At 32.3% G+C, this 20,255-nt stretch carries 18 protein-coding genes; 2 read left to right on the top strand and 16 right to left on the bottom strand.

The features are described 5' to 3' along the window. Window position 1: 1 nt before the first annotated feature. From ACFWM3_RS03500 to ACFWM3_RS03465, 8 genes are all read right to left on the bottom strand, one after another. Window positions 2-1,342, bottom strand: coding sequence for a TadA family conjugal transfer-associated ATPase (locus ACFWM3_RS03500; protein WP_390310254.1), 1,341 nt, complete (start codon window positions 1,340-1,342; stop codon window positions 2-4). A gap of 16 nt (window positions 1,343-1,358) precedes the next feature. Beyond that, the gene (locus ACFWM3_RS03495) at window positions 1,359-2,546 is read right to left on the bottom strand and encodes a CpaE/TadZ family protein (protein WP_390310252.1); all 1,188 of its coding nucleotides are present in this window, start codon (window positions 2,544-2,546) and stop codon (window positions 1,359-1,361) included. Further along, on the bottom strand, window positions 2,546-3,133 hold the full coding sequence (locus tag ACFWM3_RS03490; RefSeq protein ID WP_390310250.1) for an RcpC/CpaB family pilus assembly protein: 588 nt from the start codon (window positions 3,131-3,133) through the stop codon (window positions 2,546-2,548). Before ACFWM3_RS03490 ends, ACFWM3_RS03495 begins: the two co-directional genes overlap by 1 nt. A 25-nt stretch (window positions 3,134-3,158) precedes the next feature. Beyond that, a complete protein-coding gene (locus ACFWM3_RS03485) occupies window positions 3,159-4,184 on the bottom strand; it encodes a TadE/TadG family type IV pilus assembly protein (RefSeq protein WP_390310248.1) in 1,026 nt (341 codons plus the stop codon). Then, window positions 4,185-4,565, bottom strand: a complete 381-nt coding sequence (locus ACFWM3_RS03480) for a TadE/TadG family type IV pilus assembly protein (protein WP_390310246.1) — start codon at window positions 4,563-4,565, stop codon at window positions 4,185-4,187. It lies immediately after the preceding gene. Then, window positions 4,562-5,074, bottom strand: coding sequence for an A24 family peptidase (locus ACFWM3_RS03475; RefSeq protein ID WP_390310244.1), 513 nt, complete (start codon window positions 5,072-5,074; stop codon window positions 4,562-4,564). Before ACFWM3_RS03475 ends, ACFWM3_RS03480 begins: the two co-directional genes overlap by 4 nt. Window positions 5,075-5,172: 98 nt before the next feature. Further along, window positions 5,173-5,364 carry a Flp family type IVb pilin gene (locus tag ACFWM3_RS03470; protein ID WP_390310242.1) on the bottom strand — a complete coding sequence of 64 codons (192 nt, stop codon included), beginning with the start codon at window positions 5,362-5,364 and terminating at the stop codon, window positions 5,173-5,175. Window positions 5,365-5,511: 147 nt separating this feature from the next. Beyond that, entirely contained in the window at window positions 5,512-5,676 is a 165-nt protein-coding gene (locus ACFWM3_RS03465) for a hypothetical protein (protein ID WP_390310240.1), read from the bottom strand. A gap of 394 nt (window positions 5,677-6,070) precedes the next feature. Between ACFWM3_RS03465 and ACFWM3_RS03460 the strand changes: the two genes are divergently transcribed. Next, window positions 6,071-6,412 (top strand): DUF192 domain-containing protein, encoded by a 342-nt coding sequence (locus tag ACFWM3_RS03460; RefSeq protein WP_390310238.1) that lies wholly within the window; start codon window positions 6,071-6,073, stop codon window positions 6,410-6,412. 57 nt (window positions 6,413-6,469) lie between these two features. On the opposite strand, the gene ACFWM3_RS03455 is transcribed toward ACFWM3_RS03460, so the two are convergent. From ACFWM3_RS03455 to ACFWM3_RS03435, 5 genes are all read right to left on the bottom strand, one after another. Continuing rightward, window positions 6,470-7,447: a ring-cleaving dioxygenase gene (locus ACFWM3_RS03455; RefSeq protein WP_390310236.1), complete on the bottom strand. Its 978-nt coding sequence runs from the start codon at window positions 7,445-7,447 to the stop codon at window positions 6,470-6,472. A gap of 204 nt (window positions 7,448-7,651) precedes the next feature. Next, a complete protein-coding gene (gene cydC / locus ACFWM3_RS03450; RefSeq protein ID WP_390310234.1) occupies window positions 7,652-9,382 on the bottom strand; it encodes a thiol reductant ABC exporter subunit CydC in 1,731 nt (576 codons plus the stop codon). A gap of 11 nt (window positions 9,383-9,393) precedes the next feature. Further along, on the bottom strand, window positions 9,394-11,097 hold the full coding sequence (gene cydD / locus ACFWM3_RS03445) for a thiol reductant ABC exporter subunit CydD (RefSeq protein WP_390310232.1): 1,704 nt from the start codon (window positions 11,095-11,097) through the stop codon (window positions 9,394-9,396). After that, window positions 11,097-12,110 (bottom strand): cytochrome d ubiquinol oxidase subunit II, encoded by a 1,014-nt coding sequence (cydB, locus tag ACFWM3_RS03440; RefSeq protein ID WP_056468941.1) that lies wholly within the window; start codon window positions 12,108-12,110, stop codon window positions 11,097-11,099. Before cydB ends, cydD begins: the two co-directional genes overlap by 1 nt. Further along, window positions 12,107-13,501, bottom strand: a complete 1,395-nt coding sequence (locus tag ACFWM3_RS03435; RefSeq protein ID WP_390310230.1) for a cytochrome ubiquinol oxidase subunit I — start codon at window positions 13,499-13,501, stop codon at window positions 12,107-12,109. The genes cydB and ACFWM3_RS03435 overlap by 4 nt, the downstream gene beginning before the upstream one ends. Window positions 13,502-14,275: 774 nt before the next feature. Here ACFWM3_RS03435 and ACFWM3_RS03430 point away from each other — a divergent pair. Next, window positions 14,276-15,313 carry a CAP domain-containing protein gene (locus tag ACFWM3_RS03430; protein WP_390310228.1) on the top strand — a complete coding sequence of 346 codons (1,038 nt, stop codon included), beginning with the start codon at window positions 14,276-14,278 and terminating at the stop codon, window positions 15,311-15,313. A gap of 218 nt (window positions 15,314-15,531) precedes the next feature. On the opposite strand, the gene ACFWM3_RS03425 is transcribed toward ACFWM3_RS03430, so the two are convergent. The 3 genes from ACFWM3_RS03425 to ACFWM3_RS03415 form a co-directional block, all read right to left on the bottom strand. Next, a complete protein-coding gene (locus ACFWM3_RS03425; protein ID WP_390310226.1) occupies window positions 15,532-17,004 on the bottom strand; it encodes a BglG family transcription antiterminator in 1,473 nt (490 codons plus the stop codon). 239 nt (window positions 17,005-17,243) lie between these two features. Next, window positions 17,244-17,807: a hypothetical protein gene (locus ACFWM3_RS03420; protein ID WP_390310224.1), complete on the bottom strand. Its 564-nt coding sequence runs from the start codon at window positions 17,805-17,807 to the stop codon at window positions 17,244-17,246. A 190-nt stretch (window positions 17,808-17,997) separates the two neighbouring features. Then, on the bottom strand, window positions 17,998-20,178 hold the full coding sequence (locus ACFWM3_RS03415) for a YhgE/Pip family protein (RefSeq protein WP_390310222.1): 2,181 nt from the start codon (window positions 20,176-20,178) through the stop codon (window positions 17,998-18,000). Between the last annotated feature and the right edge of the window lie 77 nt (window positions 20,179-20,255).

The following is a 20,255-nucleotide window of genomic DNA, read 5'->3' as shown; positions in this document are numbered from 1 at the left end:
ATTACCACTCTCCAACAAACATTGAAGCAGGTAGTTCAAAGCCGTTCAACTCTAATTGCTCGCCTACTTTTGGACGAATTCCGGTCGAGACAAACTTTCCTTCGATTATCCCATCAGTACTTCTACCTGTCTCACGGAATACATATAAATCTTGAAGGACGATTGTATCTCCTTCCATTCCTATAACCTCAGTTATATGAGTGATTTTTCTCGTGCCATCTTTCATACGTGATTGTTGTACGATAATATCGATTGCACTTGCAATTTGCTCACGAATTGCACGTACTGGCAAGTCAAATCCAGCCATTAATACCATTGTTTCTAAACGAGATAGAATATCTCTTGGAGAGTTCGCGTGTCCAGTGCTCAAACTGCCATCGTGACCGGTATTCATTGCTTGTAGCATATCTAACGCTTCTGCACCACGAACCTCACCGACAACAATTCGATCTGGACGCATACGAAGTGAGTTTCGTACTAAATCTCGTATTGTTATTTGACCTTTTCCTTCAATATTAGGAGGTCTAGATTCTAAAGAGACAATATGATCTTGATACAATTTTAGTTCTGCAGCATCCTCAATTGTTACAATACGCTCATCATTAGGAATAAATGATGATAGTACATTTAGGGATGTTGTTTTTCCAGATCCAGTACCACCACTGATAAAAATATTTAAACGAGATTTAACACATGCATCAAGGAATTTCGCCATATTCTCATCCATAGTACCAAATCTTACTAAATCTTCTACTTTAAAGGGGGTATCTGAAAATTTTCGTATTGTTAAGGATGGTCCTTTCAGCGAAAGCGGAGGAATAATCGCATTTACACGAGATCCGTCCGGTAAACGGGCATCCACCATAGGTGAGCTTTCATCAACTCGTCTCCCAATAGGGGCTACAATTCTTTCTATTACTCGAATAACATGTTGATCATCTCTAAATTCTGCATTTGACTTATAAAGCTTCCCTTTTTGCTCATAGTAAATTTCACTTGAACTATTCACCATTATCTCAGAAATACGAGAGTCCTCTAATAATGGCGTGATAGGACCATATGCCAAAAGTTCGTGTTCAACAAAAGTTAGAAGCTCTTTTTTCTCTTCAAATGTAAAGCGTGCTCCTTCTTGTTCCAAAAAGGTTGCACCTAATTGTTGAATTTTCTCTTTTTCCTGCTCAATATCATTATTATTATATTTCTTAAGCTCTTCTACTAAGTAATTGTGTAAAATTGATTCTATTTCCCAAAAATCTTTCGTTTTTACTACTGCTGTAGAACCAAGTTGAACCTCGCGAGAATCACTTTTTCCTTCATCACTAAATCGTTTAAACAGTGACATACTTCTTCCCAACCTTTTATTTTCTTATAAAGAAATTCCTCTTATTTTTTTTCTTAGCTTCTAAAACATGATTATCTTCAATGAATAATTTATCTATTAACGAGAAGATGGCCTTTGCTACCGGAGTTTTAGCATGAGTCAAGACAAATGGAGTACCTTGATTTACAGATGGATTTACTACGCTCTCTTGACTTGGTATAACTGTGTAAATTGACATCCCAAGAATTCCCTCAATTTTTTGGGGCTCTAATGTCTTTAATTTTGTTTGACGATTTAATATGAGTTTCGTGTTTCCTTTTAAATTTAGTGACTCAAGGGTGTCAATAAATAACTTGCTATTTCGTAGTGCCGGAAGATCATTCGATGTAAGTATTAAAATTTCATCTGATTTTTTTAAACAGCTCAAATGAATTTCTGATAAATAAGCTGATGTATCAATTAAAATAACATCAAACATTTTTTTACACTCATCAATTGCTGCTTTAATGTGCTCCTCTTTAATGATTTCAAAAAACTCAGGACGAGGAGGTGCCGCTAGTACATACAAACCGCATTCATGTTTACTCATATATTGGTCAATTGCTGAATGAGTGTAACCATATCCTTCTTTTACCCACTCGTATATCGTACGCTTCGGCTTCAAATCATAATACATTGCAATATCGCCAAACTGAAGGTCTGCATCAATTACAGCAACTTTTTTTCCTTTCTTAGCAAGAGCAGTTGCAAAATTTACAATCAAAGTTGTACGTCCCGCTCCACCTTTTGTGCTACAAATCGAAATAACCCTACTATCACTTTTTAAAAGACTAGGAGAATACAATTTTTCTTTTTTAGCACGGTGAGTCATATATTTTTCTGCTTGTACAATAACCTTCAATAAATCTTCAAATTCATATGAAGTACGTAAAATATCCGAAGCCCCAGCATGCATAGCTTTCTTAACATTTTCCATATTGTCCGGAACTATAAGGACAATGTATACATGTGGATACATTACGGAAATTTCTCTACAAAGATCATATACGTTATAAATTGTAATGGCTTTAATGAATAGAATTGCTTTATCGTCTTGGATAATGTGCTGGTGTAAATCTTCTAATCTCAAAACGCTATTTAATGTATGATTTTTTCGAGTTAATATCTCCTCAATTTCTCCTGGTGGAGTGTTGGTATCGGAAAAATAGAACCAATTGATCTCCATTAATTATCTTCTCCTTTTACAACTTCACTTGTCACTCGGATATCCTTTGTTTCTTTATTTTTGTCTTTTACATTACGCAGCATAAAATAAAAACCGTCCTTATCCTGTGAGGCAAGACTTAAAGTTAAACCTTCTTCTGGAGCGACTTCTACGGTGATTGTTTCATAATTAAGTGCTTCATCTGGACTATCCGATGCTTTACCAGAAGCTAGTACTTTTATATCTTGAAAAGCTAACACAGCTGAATGAATATCCTTCTTTGTTTTTGAATCCTTATATGTTTCATAGGCAATTATATCGACCATTGAATTAGGTTCAATATATCCCGATACTCCTTGTTCTAATCCGACTTTTAAAGAAATAGCTCTTTTTCCTTCACTTACTGGAAGCATTTCATTGTTCATTTTTCTTATAGAATTTTTATTATCCTCTGATTTTTCTGTTTGAATACTAGTCTTCTCAACTGGTTTTTCGGTTTCCTTAGCAGATGTAGGAGTTGCCGTTTTTGAGAATGTCGTAACGTATAAAACCAATGCAGTAACAATCCCAAATATTAAAGACCAAATCCATATTCGTTTTGTGTTCATGTGTTCCCCCTAAAAGTTAGAATATCTATTCTGCTAGCCTTACACCTTGAATATTGTATTGACTGAATTGACCAACTGGGTTACTAGCCGATCTGTCAATTTCCCCAACACCTACCATTTTTATAAACTGCCCACTGATACTCTTTCCATTAATACCATCTATCCAGTATGCAGCTAATCCAATTATTGTTACAGTAGCCCTCCCATTTATATTATCCCACGATTGGACGACTGGAAGAATTATTACACGATCACATGAATTATCAGCTGTCTCATAATTCTGACATTGTGGTTTATTTGCATCATTTTTTTTCAACACATCAATAGCAAGCTTTACTTGTCCCAACATTGTGCCCGGTTCTGTTGATACAGCTACAGCATCGTCTTCTTGTTCTCCTTGATTAGAACCACCGATTGACATTTCGCTACCGTTTATAATCGCATCTGCCAAACTTTTTGCTCCTGTTCCATTTAATGAAAGGTAGCCACAATTTCCTTTATTATTTCCGTTACCATTCTTTTTAATAGTACAAGTTAGGTTTGCTAGTTTTCTTGGATTTGGATCTCTTTTAACAACATCTGAAGATACAGCTATAGGCGTAATCCCCTTCCCTGATTTTAACGGTCTTAAAATTGCTTTAGCAGTTGCATTTACTTCCATTTCTTTAATTCCTATAACTCTTGCAAATGTCATTGGTACTTTTGATTTTTTAGTTGCTCTTATTGACTTATCATTAAGATCTGTTGTTATATTGGTGTCTTCTGAGTCAATTGGATCAATAAGGGTAAGTCCATTATTTTTTGCAATTTCCATTGCAACAGACTCAGGTGTCAAATTTGGTGATGGTTTTTCAGTTAACAGTAATTGAGCTCCCCCTAAAACTCCTGCATCTAAAGCGTTCTGAAGTTTGCTTTTTTCCGAATACAATCTTCCTACGTCTATTACAATTGCAGTAATACCGAGTAAAAACACCATTAATAAAGCAACAAAAACAAACGTGGCACCATTTTCATTTTTTATTTTTAAAATTAATTTAGGTAAATTTTTCATTTATTCCAACCTCATTATAGTGGTACTTTTTAATGTTAAATCACCAACAATCTGACTAATAACAGGAGTCAAAAAACTCACAGGATACGTTATCGTAATCTTTACTTTACTTCCTGATGTACGGGTATTAGATGGATCAAAATCAATTTTGACATTTTCCTTGGTTAACTTGATACTGGTTGCATCGGTAACAGCTACACTCCTAATTGTATCATCGTCCTTGCCAATGCTTGCTGTCCTTGCTGCTTCACGGCCTGCATGATCTAATGTTAAATAAACATGAAAAATTCGCCCGAAATCTACGATACCTAGTAAAAGCATTACTAAAAGTGGAAGGACTAATGCAAATTCTACTAGCGATTGACCTTTTTCTGACTTCATTTCATCACTCCAATGATAACTTCACATAATGTCCCGAGTACAATCGCTACTCCATAGGGAAATGATATACTGGATTTCTTATTTTCATTAAGTAATATTGAACCAATACTACTTCTTAAGAAAACCATTATAAAAAAGAATGATTTAATCGAATTCCAAATTCCTTTATTCTTCATAATTAGAAAGACCGAAATAAATCCACCAATTAAGGCTATATATATAAAAGAGTAAAATGTAAACATTGTACCAGTTAATGCGCCTATAGCTGCCAATAGTTTTACATCTCCTGCACCCATTCCACCTAAAATGTAAGGAATTAACAGAAAGGCTGCACCAGCAAGAAATCCTTTCCCACTGAAAAGAAACCCTTCCAATCCGAGGGTGGCAGTGTTGTAAACAAAACCTATTAAGATGGCAGGGAGAGTAACGATGTTCAAAATTTTTCTTTTTCGAACGTCTGTAATTAGTGAAATTAATAATGTTATTCCAAGAATAGTATATATAAACATAAAACTAACCTCTGCTTTGATAGAATGAGAGCCCTACTAATTTTAAGTAGGGCTTTAAATTCATATATTTTTACAAAATAAATGCAAAATCTAACTAATTAATGTCCAAGTGCGTTGTCAATCGCATCTGAAACTTTTTTGAATAAACCAGTTTTTGCATCACCTAAAGTAGCTTGTAATACAAGCACAGCTGCAGCAACTACTCCTACAACACCAGCAATTAATAAACCGTACTCTGACAAACCTTGTCCTTCTTCTGCTACTACTAAATTCTTGAATTTGTTTAACATTGTTAATTTCCTCCCGTTGTTTGTTTTTAAGTTTATGTATTTAAAGTAGATTGAGAGACTTGTATTTAAATCTTTCTGACTACCTGATACCAAAAAGTGTTTTTCTTCATCTAAAAATTTTAAAAAGTAATAGTTTCATAGAACTAATCACTTAATCATTTCGAATAAAGGAAGAACTAAGTCACTTATTTCTTTTCCTAAAAGATCTACCAGTACAACAACTACACCTACAACTCCGAGTAAAACAAGACCGTACTCTACCAACGCTTGTCCATCTTCTTTCAAGTTAAGTTTTTTGAATACTGATAGCATCTTGATCCCCCATATTCTCAAATGATTCTGAAATTTAACAACGAGTTGTTATGTATTACATTTTTATTATAAAATTCGTAACATTTGTAATATTAATTTTACAATTCTTAGTTTAATGGAATTCTAACAATTACTGTATTGGGGGAATTCGAACGTTTTTTATAAAAAAAAATGGAGAAATAGCCCATTTTTCATTTAATAATTTCAAATTCTCCTTATTTCCCAAAAGAATCACCAAAATCATAATTTGGGGGATTTTGTAAAATAAGAGCAAAAAGTGAAACTAAATGGTAAATATTGGTGTAGTTTTTACCAATTACCTGTATTGAGAACAAAATAATACTCTACTATACTTACTGTAAATCTATAAATCACTAAGAAATGAGTGTGTAACATGTTAATGGCATCTAACAAAGACTTAGATAAAACGATTCCTTATAAAATAAAAAAAGCAGATAAATTCGCAACTAGACTCAAAGGTCTTATGTTCCGAAAAAGACCACTAGATCAAGAAGGTCTCTGGATAATCCCATGCAATTCAATCCATATGTGTTTTATGAACTTTCCAATTGACGTAGTTTTTATAAGCAAAAATAAGAAAATCGTAAAACTAATTAACAATCTTCAACCATGGAAGTTTGTTGCGCCAGTTTCTGATGCTTATTCTGTATTAGAGCTTCCTGTTGGAGTAATAGAAAAGTTTAAATTAGAAGTAGGACAGATTCTTGATTTATAAGCAGAAATAACAAAACAACACCCACTTAAATTGTGAGTGTTGTTTTTTACTAAAGTTTTATTCTTTAATAAATTCCTTCGTACTTCTTACAGTATCAATCTGACGAACCATTCCTTCAATTTCATCACGTTTTGGTTCTAAGAATGGAGGTAGAGATAACTTTTCACCAAGTGTCTCGTAAGGTTCATCTCCCATAAATCCTGGTCCATCTGTTGCAAATTCGAATAGAATTTGTGGAGCAACTCTTGCGTATAATGATTCAAAGAAATGACGATCTACATAGCCAGAGTTTGGTAATTTAAATGAGTCAAGACGTTTAATCCACTCTTTTAATACAGATGTATCTTCTACGCGGAATGCCACATGGTGAACAGTACCGAAGCCTTGGTATGCTTGTGGTAGTATTTCATTGTGTTCTGCGATAATTTGTGCTCCGTTTCCACCTTCACCGACTTCGAATAAGTGGAATGAATCTTCTTTATCAATTTCTTTAAATAAAAGTACTTTTTCAACTACTTCTTTAAAGAATTCGAAATTAGCTACTCGGATAAAAATTGGTCCTAGTCCTGTAATTGCGTATTCTAATGGGATTGGTCCTTTTTGCCATGGTGTGCCTGAGGCAATGCCTTTATTATGTTCATCTGAAATTAATTGATATTGTTGGTCGTCGAAATCAACAAAAGATAATGATTTCTTACCAAATTGTGTTTTGATTCCTGAGTGTTTCACTTCTAATCGGTCAAAACGCTTCACCCAATAATCTAATGCTGCATCAGTTGGTACTCGGAAAGATGTTTTTGAAATTTCATTTGTTCCATGTACTCCTTTTGGAATTCCAGGGAAATCGAAAAATGTCATGTCCGTTCCTGCACTTCCCTTATCGTCTGCGAAGAATAAATGATACGTTTGAATATCGTCCTGATTGACCGTTTTCTTTACTAAACGCATTCCTAAAACATAAGTAAAAAATTCATAGTTTTTTTCTGCACTGCTAGTTATTGCTGTTACATGATGGATCCCTTTTAAGCCGTTCATACGAATTCCTCCATTTAAATTAGTTATTTATATATAAGCTCTTTTATTTTGTGAATCTATTGCTGAAGAATACTAAAAAAATTAGTAAAAAGTTAGTAAAAATTTATTTTGAATTCAATATATCTCGAATTCGAGATAAATATATCATGTAATTCATTTTCCGTCAAATGGTCAAAAAAAATGACTCAGACAAATTTGTCAAAGTCATTTTCTAAATGGTCGATCTAGTTCAAAAAGCTTGCGATATCGGTCTTCAGTTTTGATAAGTTCATCGTGTGAGCCTTTCATTGCAATCTTACCTTTATCTAAGAAAAGAATATGATCAGCCATTTCTGCACCGATTAAATGGTGTGTGATCCATAATACTGTTTTTCCTTCTAATACCTTAAAAATTGTTTGAAGTAGTTTTCGTTCTGTTATTGAATCTAATCCGACAGTTGGTTCATCTAAAATAACTATTGGTGTATTTTGAAGAAGTATTCTAGCTAAGGCTATTCTTTGTCGTTCTCCACCAGAGAATCTTACACCGGTTTCTTGCATAGGTGTATTATAGCCTTCTGGAAGTGAGGCAATATAATCATGCAGTTCAACCATCTTCGTTACTTCTATTACTTCTTCGTCACTTGCTTTTGGATTTCCTAAACGTATATTATTGATAACTGTAGTATCAAATAAATATGGCTTTTGATTAAGTACAGACACTACTTTTGAAATTTGGTCTCCTAAAGCTATACTTTCAATCTCATTTATTTTAACGTTTCCTCCAATAGGAGTTTCTACTCCTTCAATTAGCTTAAGAATGGTCGATTTACCTGAACCACTCGGACCTAATAAAGCAGTTTTTTTGTTTTCCTCAATTGTAAAAGAAACATTCTTTAAGATAGTTTCGCTTTCCGAGTAATGAAAAGTTACATCTTTAAACTCGATTTTTCGATAATCTTTAATATCTCCTTCGATAATAGGTGATTCCTGATTACGACTCACTTCTTTAATCCCTTCTAAACGGTTGATTGAATCAGTATATAGAGGGACACTTCCAAGAGAATTTGATAGTGGAATAAAAGCTTCTGTTAAAGGAAATAAAACTAAAACAAATGCAGCGATAAAAGTCTTAGGAATATCTCCAGCTAAACTTTCATTACCTGCCCAATAAAGCATCATTAAAACTAAAATTGCTACAATAAATTGTGCAATTAAATCGCGTCTTCTTCTAAATCCTTTTTCCTTACTTTGGATGTTTCTTAACGATTCATCCATTTCTCTATATTGTTTTATAAAGCTATTTTGTTTACCACTAAACAGCCAATCACTTATACCCATAACTGCATCAGTTAAATTTTCATATAAATGACTCTTTTCCTTTTTTATTTGGTAAGTTCGCGCTTTTTCAACTAATAATGAAAAATACGGTAGAACACCTATTAAAACAAAGGAAATTACTGCTGTTAAGATTGCAAATGGAATAGAGAAGAAACCAAGAGCAACAACCGATATAAAATAAATAAACAATGCGGCAATTCCAGGAAAAATAGTTTTTAAATAAATATCCTGTAAATATTCAATATCATTTGCTAAAAGACCTAAAATATCCCCTGTTTTAAACTTTGAATTGATATTAAGTGCATACGGTTCAAGATTACTAAATAATCTTGTTCTCATTCTAGATAAGATTTTTAAAATTGTATTGTGTCCGACTAATCTTTCAACATATTTAGAGGCTGACCTTAAGATACCAAAAGTGCGTACAGCTACGATTGGGACATAAATCATTAAAATATTTTCAGGTCTAGTTGCTGCTTTAGAGATTAAATAGCCGGAAGTGTACATAAGAGAAGCCGCTGCAAAGATAGTCAGTGAACTTAAGAAAATCACTACTATAAATAAACGACGATTTTCTTTTATATATGGTAAAATCCATCCATTTTTATTTAACATACATTTACCTTCTAACTATGAATTAATCGATAATAATGTCCATTTTTCATTAATAGTTCTTCATGGGTACCAACTTCAATGATACTACCCTCATTCATCACAATAATTTGATCCATTTCTTTCATCCAATGTAAGCGATGTGTAGCCAAAAACACTAATTTATTAGAAAATAACTGAAGCATTGTTTGTTTTAATTCAAACTCAGTTTCAATATCAAGATGACTAGTAGGTTCATCTAACAAAAGAATTGGTCTATTTTCAAGATATGCTCTAGCAAGGGCGACGCGTTGACTTTGCCCGCCACTTAAAGCTCTTCCACCTTCACCAATTTTTTCGTCTAATCCTTTTGGCAATTCTTCTATTAAAGAAGTTAACCCAGCTTGAACTGCTGCATTTTCAATTTCTTCTTTAGTAGCATTAGGTTTATAAAAGCTAATATTATCGTTTAATGATTTTGAGAAAATATAAGGACTTTGTGGAATGTAGATTAACTGTTTATGCCAATCTTTTATTTGCAGATGTGATACCTCTTCACCAGAAATTTGAATAGTCCCATTTGCTGGCTCTAAAAATCCACCTATTAAATCAATAAGCGTTGACTTACCAGAACCACTTTCTCCAACAATCCCAATTTTTTGAAACCCTGTTATATTCAAATTTATATTTGATAAAATCGTTTGACCATCTTTTTCGGGTTTTACTGAAACATCTTTAAAATTAATTTTACTTGCACGATTCCAATCTGAAAGAGGAGAAATTTCTTGATCTTTAAACTCCTGCTCATCTAAAATATCTTGCATTGTTTTTCCAGCTTCTTGACCATTTAATGTAGCATGATAATCAGCTCCAACTTCACGAACTGGTAAGAAATATTCAGGAGCTAAAATTAAAATTGTTAGTGCTGGCCCTAATAAAATTACTCCGTCAATCAATCGAAGTCCTAAAAAGACTGCAACTGTAGCGATTGACAGCATTGTGAATAAATCTAGTGCAAATGATGATAAAAAAGCTACTTTTAATGTGCCCATCGTTGCTTCTCTGTATCTTTCACTTACACTTTCTATCTTTTTAATATGTTTTCTACTTAAACCAAGAAATTTCAATGTTTCTAAACCACGTAATGAATCAGTAAAATGGTTCGATAAAATACGGTAAACCTTCCATTGTTTGTTTGATTTCTTTTTAGCTGCCAAACCGAGTAGAATCATAAAAATAATAATGATTGGAAATGTTACGATTAGTATAAGTGCAGAAACTTTATCAACAAAGAAAATATAGATTACGATTACTGGTGAGACAATTGCTAAGTTAATCATTTTCAATGGAACGATTTCTAGGTAATTTCTTAGTTGTGTAGTTCCTTCCATAATAAGCGTTACGATATTACCGGTTCCTGATTTTCTTGCAAATCTAGGTCCAAGTTTAAAGATTTTCTCCAATACTTTCATTTTCATTTCGGTTGAAGCAATGTCCGCAAAATGCTCTGAACATTTTTGTTTGATCGTCGACATAATATATCGACAGACAAATGCACTGATGAAGAAAATAGTAGCGTATAAAATATCGCTACTATTTTTTCCATTGAACAATCTGACAATAGCTTGTGAAAGCATATATGCCTGAATAATGATTGCTGTTACTTGTATAATTGTTAAAAAAGATAGGATTATTAATAAACGATTAATCCCTTTATATTTAATAAGATCTTTTCCCATTAATAAGTCAAATCCTTCTCATCCACTCTTTTTCTGAACACATAATAACTCCAAATTTGATAACCTAATACGAATGGTAATAATGTACATGCAACTATTGTCATTACTTTTAACGAATAAGGACCAGATGAAGCATTATAAACAGTTAAGTCATACGTATTTTTGATTGAACTAATCATGACTCTTGGGAACAGAGAAGTAAACAATGTCCCGACTGTTAGTACAATACCAAGGCCCGACATAGCAAACGACCAACCATCTCGCTTTTTAAGGATGAATATTGTAGCAAGAATATAAGATACTACGATTAATAAAATAAGTGGAATTGTTATATGTGCTTTTACTTTAAACATATCCGTTTCAAAATATGCCATACCAGTAAAGGCAACTAAGAATAAGAACACTGGTATGATTACCATACGTGCTAGAGAACGTGCACGGTTTCTTAATTCTCCAACCGTTTTTAATGTTAAAAACATTAATCCGTGTAAGAGACATAGTAATGTCACAGTTACACCGCCGACTACAGTAAATAAATTAACGTAATCAGTAAACCCTGCAGAAATATTCATATTTTGATCAATCGGCATCCCCTTAAGGATACTTGAGAATAATACACCGAATAGAAATGGTGGTAATAAACTACCGAAGAAAATGACCCAATCCCAGGATTTTGACCATTTTGAACTTTCGACTTTCCCTCTAAATTCAAAAGCAACTCCACGCCCGATTAATGCCATTAAAACAAATACAAACGGAATATAATATCCACTAAACATTGTTGCATACCAATTTGGGAATGCTGCAAAAATTGCTCCACCTGCAGTTAATAGCCACACTTCATTTGCATCCCAAAACGGGCCAATTGTATTTATTAATATTCTTCGTTCAGTATCATTTTTGGCTAGTAGCTTTGTAGATATACCTACACCAAAATCGAAGCCTTCTAAAAAGAAGAACCCGATAAATAAAACTGCTACGAGTAAAAACCATAATTCATTTAACGCAATCATACGATTGTCGCCTCCCTTTCAAACGGATCGACCGTAGGAACTTTTTCAGTTTCAACATGGTGTGTTCCTTTTTTAATTTCTTTCACAAACAAGTAAACTAAAACAACTGCTAAAATTGCATACATTGTTGTAAAAGTTGTGATTGAAAAAATGAGTGATCCTTTTGAAACATTAGGTGATACAGATGCAGCAGTAGTCATTAAACCGAATACAGTCCATGGTTGACGACCTATTTCCGTCATAACCCATCCAGCTGTATTTGCAATAAACGGTAAAGAAATTAGTAAAATTGATGCCTTTAAGAATAGATTTTTTGATTCTATTTTTTTACGATAGCTAAAATATAAACCTAGCATCGCCATTAAAATCATGACCATTCCTGCTCCAGCCATAATTCTAAAGCTCCAGAAAACTGTATTAACTGGTGGAATATAATTTCCAGGACCATATAATTTTTCATATTGTTTTTGTAAAGTATTCATACCAGGTACTTTACCTTCGAACTTCTCATAAGCTAAATAACTTAATAAATATGGTACTTCAACCTCATATTTATTTTCTTTCTTTTTCGAATCAATCAGACCAAAGACCATCCAGCTTGCTGGGTCACCGCTATCTTTCCATAGCCCTTCACTTGCAGCCATTTTCATTGGCTGTGTTTTCATTAAATGTTTTGCTTGAGAATGTCCACTAAATGCAACACCAATTCCTGCAATTAGAGCGAACACCATTGCAAGATTAAACGCCTTTTTAAAAAGTTCTGTTTCTTGTTTTTTTAAGATTTTATACGCACTTACACCCGCAACAAATAACGCTCCAGTTGCTAATGCTCCAGCAATTGTGTGAGGAAACTCAACTTTAAGTTGTGGATTTGTAATGATTGCTAAGAAGTCGGTCATTTCTGCACGGCCATTTTTAATTGCAAAGCCTACTGGCTCCTGCATGAAAGAATTGGCTGCTAAAATCCAAAACGCAGACATTAAAGTTCCGAAAGCAACTAGCCAAATACACATTAAATGAATTTTTTTATTAAGTCGTTCCCAACCAAATATCCAAATTCCTAAAAATGTAGACTCCATAAAAAATGCTAAAAGTGCTTCAATTGCAAGTGGCGCACCAAATACATCCCCTACAAAACGGGAATATTCAGACCAGTTCATACCAAATTGAAACTCTTGAATAATACCTGTCACAACACCAACTGCAAAATTAATTAAAAATAAGTGCCCAAAGAATTTTGTTAACTTTTTATATTCCTCTTTATTTCGAAAAACATACAATGTTTCCATTATTGCTACCATAAATACTAAACCGATTGAAAGTGGAACAAATAAAAAATGGAAAATTGTTGTGGAACCAAATTGTATTCTTGCAAGCTCTAATACACTCACAGTACATCCCCCTTAGGATAAAAATCATTTCAAAAAAAATTTTCATTATGCCCGAGCAAAACTTTGAACATTTTTTCACAAATAATTCATTAAGTAAATTTTAGAGAACCACTCAATGGTACTCTTGTTACTTATAGTTTACTTTTTCAAAGGGGTTTTGACTTAATCTTATTTGTCTAAATAGTGTCTATAAATTGTCTATTTTGTGACATGATTCACATTCACTGTTTAAGTTACTTTTTTTTGATAAAATAGTCGCCACATTTTTATTCCTTATTACTTAGCTGATTAAATGAAAAAACATTATTGAAGCAATCCTATATTGGCTTTGCTTCAATATGTTCCGGTTAAACTAAATAGTTATTCAAATTAAAAGGTATTTACAATCTGATTATTTTATTTAACGGTATTTAAGATTTCCAACAACGTGAAAAAGAGCCTTCTTTCAAGGAAGGCTCTTTTTTGTATTAAATCAGAATACTAATGTTTTGAAAATGGAGTGTATCATGTCTGCAAACTAAAGTGTAATTACCAATTTTAATTATGAAGGTACCTAATTAAAGTAAAGAATCAAGTTATTTTTTCGTAATGTTTCCAAATTTGTCTATTCAATTTATCGAAAAGTTAGTAAAAACAATTACCAAGCCACATCGTTTTATTTAAGAAATTACTCAATTCAATAATGAAACGATTGTTTGTATAGATAATTGTTAGACTTAAATTGTTCTTCTCGACAGGAGCACAACACAATAATCTTAATTGGGGGATTTACAAATGAAAAAAACAATTACATTGACAGTTTTAATTGGATCTCTAATTTTTAATACACATACACATGCTGATACAAAACAATCTATTCAACAAAATCATTTATTTAATAATACCTTATACCAATACTTTATCTTACCTAAACTATCAATAGCGAAAACATTTTCTAATAAATTACCTTCAAATAATTCCATACAACTTAGTGAATTTTTTAAATCTAATATAGTAAGTAACCTTGACCAAACTATTAAAAGTTTTAAAGAGACGAGTAACAACAATAATCACCAACAAAATACAACAATAGAAATACAAAATATACCATTTAAACTTTCACAACCAATTACACCTAATATTCCACTAATACCTGTTCAACCAGTAACACCTAACGTTCCACCAAATCCTGTTCATCCAATAAAACCAAACGTTCCATCAAAGCCTGCTAAGCCTGTAATACCAAATGTTCCATCAAAGCCTGCTCAACCAGTAATGCCAAATGTTCCATCAAAGCCTGCTCAACCAGTAATACCAAATGTTCCATCAAAGCCTGCTCAACCAGTAATACCAAATGTTCCATCAAAGCCTGCTCAACCAGTAATACCAAATACTCCATCAAAACCAATAGATCCGGCACCTGAAAATCCATCTAAAATCGAAGTGCCTGCTTCTTTATCTGCATATGAATCAAAAGTTATAGAATTAACTAATATAGAGAGAACAAAAGCTGGTATAAAACCTTTTAAAGCTAATAATGAATTATCTAAAGTTTCTCGTATTAAGTCAAAAGACATGACTGATAAAAATTATTTTGATCATAACAGTCCAACTTACGGTTCACCATTTGATATGATGAAAAAGTTTGGAATTTCTTATAATCATGCAGCTGAAAATATTGCAAAAGGACAAAAAACTCCAGAAGAGGTAGTAAAAGCATGGATGAATAGTGCAGGACACCGTGCAAATATTTTGAACGCTAAATTAGATCAAATTGGTGTAGGTTATGACTCACGTTCTAATGCATGGACACAAATGTTTATTTCTCAATAAATTTAATTATATAAACAAAAGCATCATCGTTCTTGATGTTGCTTTTGTTCGTATATTCAAGTTAAAGAATACTAGCTATAGAAAGTTTTTTTATATATAAATTGATTACCGCATTTGTTTTACTTTTAATTGAATAGGTTATCTATTCCAAACAACTACCGGATAAAATATTAAAAACTCTTGGTCTTATAATGACTAAGAGTTTTTTTCATTAAGAATTAATCTGGTAATATTTCGTGTAAATGTAGTCTTTTAGTAAAGTATTGATCAATAAACTTTCTAATTCCAGTTAATTCAGCTTCGGTTGGAAACGTAGATATTTTTAAAACTGGTAAATGTTCCTTCAAAAATTGACCTTTTAATGTTGATATCACTAAATCTAAATGATTGTGTCTCTTAATTACATCTATATCTGATAAATCATAAATTTTTATATCAAGGTGTTTTCCAAAGTGATAATCAAGAAGTTCGTAAATATAATCCAATTCAATATAGGTTCGACAAATCAATACAGTATTGATCTTCATACTATTTTTTTTGCGAATTAAAAAGGCATGTACTAATAAAAACAATTCTAAAATTTCTAGTTTTCCATATGACATAGTTTCATTCTCAAGATGCTTTTTTACTAAATTACCAATTCCAATAAATAATGGATGTTCCTCGACGTAAGGTAAAAATGGAAGCGCAGTATTCATGCGAGTATCCGTATAAAACTGAGTATCATACTTTGTACGTTTAATTGTTGAAAAATATTTATAAAGAAAGTCATCATCCTGAGCTAAATCAAAGTGCAAATAATCAGATAATCCATTTAAAAAATGTACACGAGGATCTTCTTTATTCTCTTTCATTTTAATACGTATTTTATAAAGCTCTTCAGTCATATTATTTGGCATAACTTCACTTAAAAGGCAGAGACAAAAGTATAAAATTTCTTGTGTTTGTTGTTCTCTAGTTGGACACTTTTCCATAAAGGGAAACATTTTCTTTGCAATATCAAAATACGCAGTATTTTTATATTTATCATATATATCTTTAGAAAAAGAAATATAACACTCCATAGAAATTCTTAAATTAATAATTTCTAAAATAAAAGATAAACGTTGAATAGCTCCAAGATGAAGAGTAATCGAAAGATCAGTTGTATAATTTACAATTGCATCTCGAAAATTTTGGAGATCTATATTTTTTAGATCGTTTAGATAATCTAGACCCTTATATTCCAAGTATTGCATCATAAATCGACGTACCTTTTTCTCGTCACCACTTAATTTAAAAGGACTAGTATCAAGAGTAATACCAGCTTCTTCTACAACTTCTTTTATCTGATCCAACTGTCTATATACAGTTGATCTACTTATATGAAAAGCTGTCGAAATTTCATTAATCGTCACACCGTTATTAAGAATAATATACTCTAAGATTTGAAAATATGGATTCTCATTTTTCATATAAGCCCATATCCCCTCAAGGGTACCGTTCGGAGATTTAATTAAACGCGCTCCCTCTGTTTCACTTTTTTCAATGAACCACCCTTTAGGTAAAGCTGAATTTAAAAAAGTAATATCTCTCCAAATCGTACTTCGAGAATACCCTGTCTTCTCGGATAAATCTGCTAAACTACACCAACCATTTTTTTCAAAAAGAAAATAAATTAAACTTGCATGTCGTTCATCAAATCTGTTCATAATATCACCTAACGTTCTTTTATAAATAAGTATTTTATTTAGCTTTTCCATTTCAATAAACTGTTATAACAAGTGGAGAATACTACTTAATCATCACAAACTTTAAGGAATTATTGCATCAAACTTTCAGATACTCCCTTATTTTTTCCTCTGCACTTGATAGACTTATATATTTGGAACTTTTTAATTTTCTCATTTACCAGCGAATATTTTTTTAGTAAATTCCCCTTCATTTGTTCCTATAAAGTAATTTTTAATTCATTAGATAATGAATTAATGTCCCCGTTTGTATAAACGGAATAAATACGAACAAAATACTTTCTAGTATCGTCAAAACCAAGTGATTGAATTTCGTTTCCGCCATAAATCTTACTGGACTTTGAATACAATAAAAATGGATCAATAGCAAATTCCGTGCCACGTCCATCTGCTCGAAAGCCAATATCTTCTTTTTTAAAGTGCTGTTTTTTAGGATAGATCCCCTTACCTCTTGTACTCCAACTATTCTGATTTCCATCTACAGATAGATATTGATAGTAAATTCCATTAAATATAGCAATTAGGTACATAATTGCCTTGGAATCTGGATGCCAACTAATTGTAAAATAACCTGAAACGCCGTCATTATTTCTATTGGTTGAAACTATTGGCTTATCATAATCATTCGACTCGATATATTCGTGTGCACTCCTAATATTTCCTGGATTAGCAAAAATTGATCTGGAAGCAAAAGGTAAATAAACTTTCTGTTTTTTAAACAAAGAACTATTTAAGTTTGAATTTAGATGTCCGGTATGTGACATACATTTACACCTCCACAAAACATATTATTTATTTTAGTGTAATTCATAAAATACCTTACCTCTGCATCTTAAATGAGATTTCATATTTCAAATTAGAAATAATTTCCTTAAGTAACAATAATAATAATTTATAAAAAAGGATTGAAATCTTTTTTTATTAGACTTCAATCCTTTTTATTATTTTATCGTTTTAAGCTTCGATTTCACTTAATTGGTTTTTCTTTGATAATTTAACACGAACTGCAAAGGTTACATTTGTTAAGATAATGAATAACACTGCAAATCCACATAAATAGTAGACTTGATCCCATACAAACCCTTTGCTAACAGAACTAGAGATTAATTCTCTGAATCCTTTTATAGCATACGTCATAGGTAAATATGGATGAATCGTTTGGAAAAATGTTGGTGTTAATGAAATTGGGAAAGTACCTGAAGTTCCACCAATTTGTAATAACATCATAACAAACACTAAATATTGCCCTATATTTCCTAATGTAACAGTTAAGAATTGTATTAATGAAAAGAAGGTCAAGCTAGTAATCATTGTAAACACTACGAACAACCACACGTTTTTCACATCAAGACCCATACCATAAATTAAAACCATATCTGCTACGATCGATTGCATGATTCCCACGAAGATTAGAACGCTATATTTACTAAAGAACCAAGCTAATCCAGTAGTCGGAGCAATAGAATTCTTTCTCATCGGATAAACTGAAGTGAACATTAACCCACCTGCAAATAGCCCAATTGATAAGATATAAGGTGTTAAACCTACACCATATTCTTTTACATTATTCAATTTATGAGAAACTAGCTCTGTCGGTTCTGCAAAGAATTTATCGGTTTCATCACTTGTTTTAACTTTGTTTACTTCATCTCCACCATCTTTCAGAGATTTATGAAGTTCTGTTGTTCCTTTTGTTAAATCAGTAGCTCCTTTTAATAAGTCTCCAGACCCACTATATAGCTTATTTGTACCATCAGATAGTTGTTTAGAACCATCATTTAATTGATTGATCCCTTGGACTAATTGGTCCCCGCCTGTATTTAATTTACCTAGGCCTATTGAAAGTAACGAACTTCCTTCACTTAATTCCTTTGTACCATTGTATAAAGCATTACTTCCTTGAGCTAGTTGATTTGCTCCATTAGATGCTTCTTCCAATTTACTATTAAATAAACCTAAATTTGCATTTAATTCTTTTTGTCCAGCAAGTAGATTATTTGAACCTTCATATAATTGACCTTGTGCAGCTGCAATTTGATCAACACCATTTTTAATTTGATTACTTCCTTTTGATAGTTGATCTAAGCTATTAGAGATTGCTTGTAATTTCTGTAAATCCTCTTTACTTAAAGTACCATCTTGCAATCCATTCACAATTGATTTAAGTGCATCATTTGTAGCACCCAAATTCTCATTAAATCCCGCTTCATTTTTTTGAAGTTGGGTAGCGCCAGCATAAGATTGTTTTAATCCAGCATTTAATTGGTTACTTCCAGCTTCTAGCTTAGAAGAGCCGGCTTCGATTTTATTGCCGCCTCCGACTAGTTGTGATAGGCCATTATTTAAATCACTTGAACCAGCTTTTAATGTACCAGTTCCATCCAGAAGAGCGTTTAAACCAGTATTTAATTTATTAGCACCATCATTTGATTGTTTAATACCATCTGATAATTGTGTCGCTCCACCTTTCAGTTTTGTACTTCCATTTTCAAATGTGATCATGCTGTCATTTAATTTTTTTAAATTTTTATTTAAAACATCAGTTCCATCTGTTATTTTTGCTGCACCATCATTGATTTTACCTGCACCATCAGATGCTTTTACCATGCCATTTCCAATATCCTTGAAATTATCAAATACTGTTTTAGCATATTGTTCTGTAATTTCTTTTGAGATATTAGCATTTACTTCTTTCATTGCGGTTGTTCCAATTTGTGCACCTACGTAGTTTTTACCCGCATTCGTGTAATAATTTAATTTCATTTTTTTCGGTTTTTCGTCTAATAACGTTGCTGCATTTTTAGAGAAATTAGAAGGTAATTCGATGACTAAATAATATTTTTCATCGTTTAATCCTTTCATTGCCTCTTTTTTATTTGTAACTTTCCATTTGAATGACTTATTATCTTTCAATCCTTCTACAAAATCTTTCCCTACATTAAGCTTTTTATCATTAAACTCAGTACCCTTGTCATTGTTAACAATTGCAACAGATAGTTTTTCCGTTTTATTATAAGGATTCCAATAAGCTGATAAGAAAATTAATGAGTAAAGCATTGGCACAAGACCAATCGCAATGATTGTTGCAATTGTCATTGGCTTCTTAAAAATATTTTTCCATTCCTGTTTAAACACAAAATCACTCCCCTTTTAGACCAACTGACCATTTTTGTGTTTCGGTCAATTTATTGCATATAAATAGTCTAATACTC

Source organism: Gottfriedia sp. NPDC058432 (assembly GCF_042721555.1).
Lineage (GTDB): Bacteria > Bacillota > Bacilli > Bacillales > Bacillaceae_G > Gottfriedia.
Note: the sequence above shows the minus strand (reverse complement) of the source record. Positions and strands in the feature narration are given on the sequence as shown.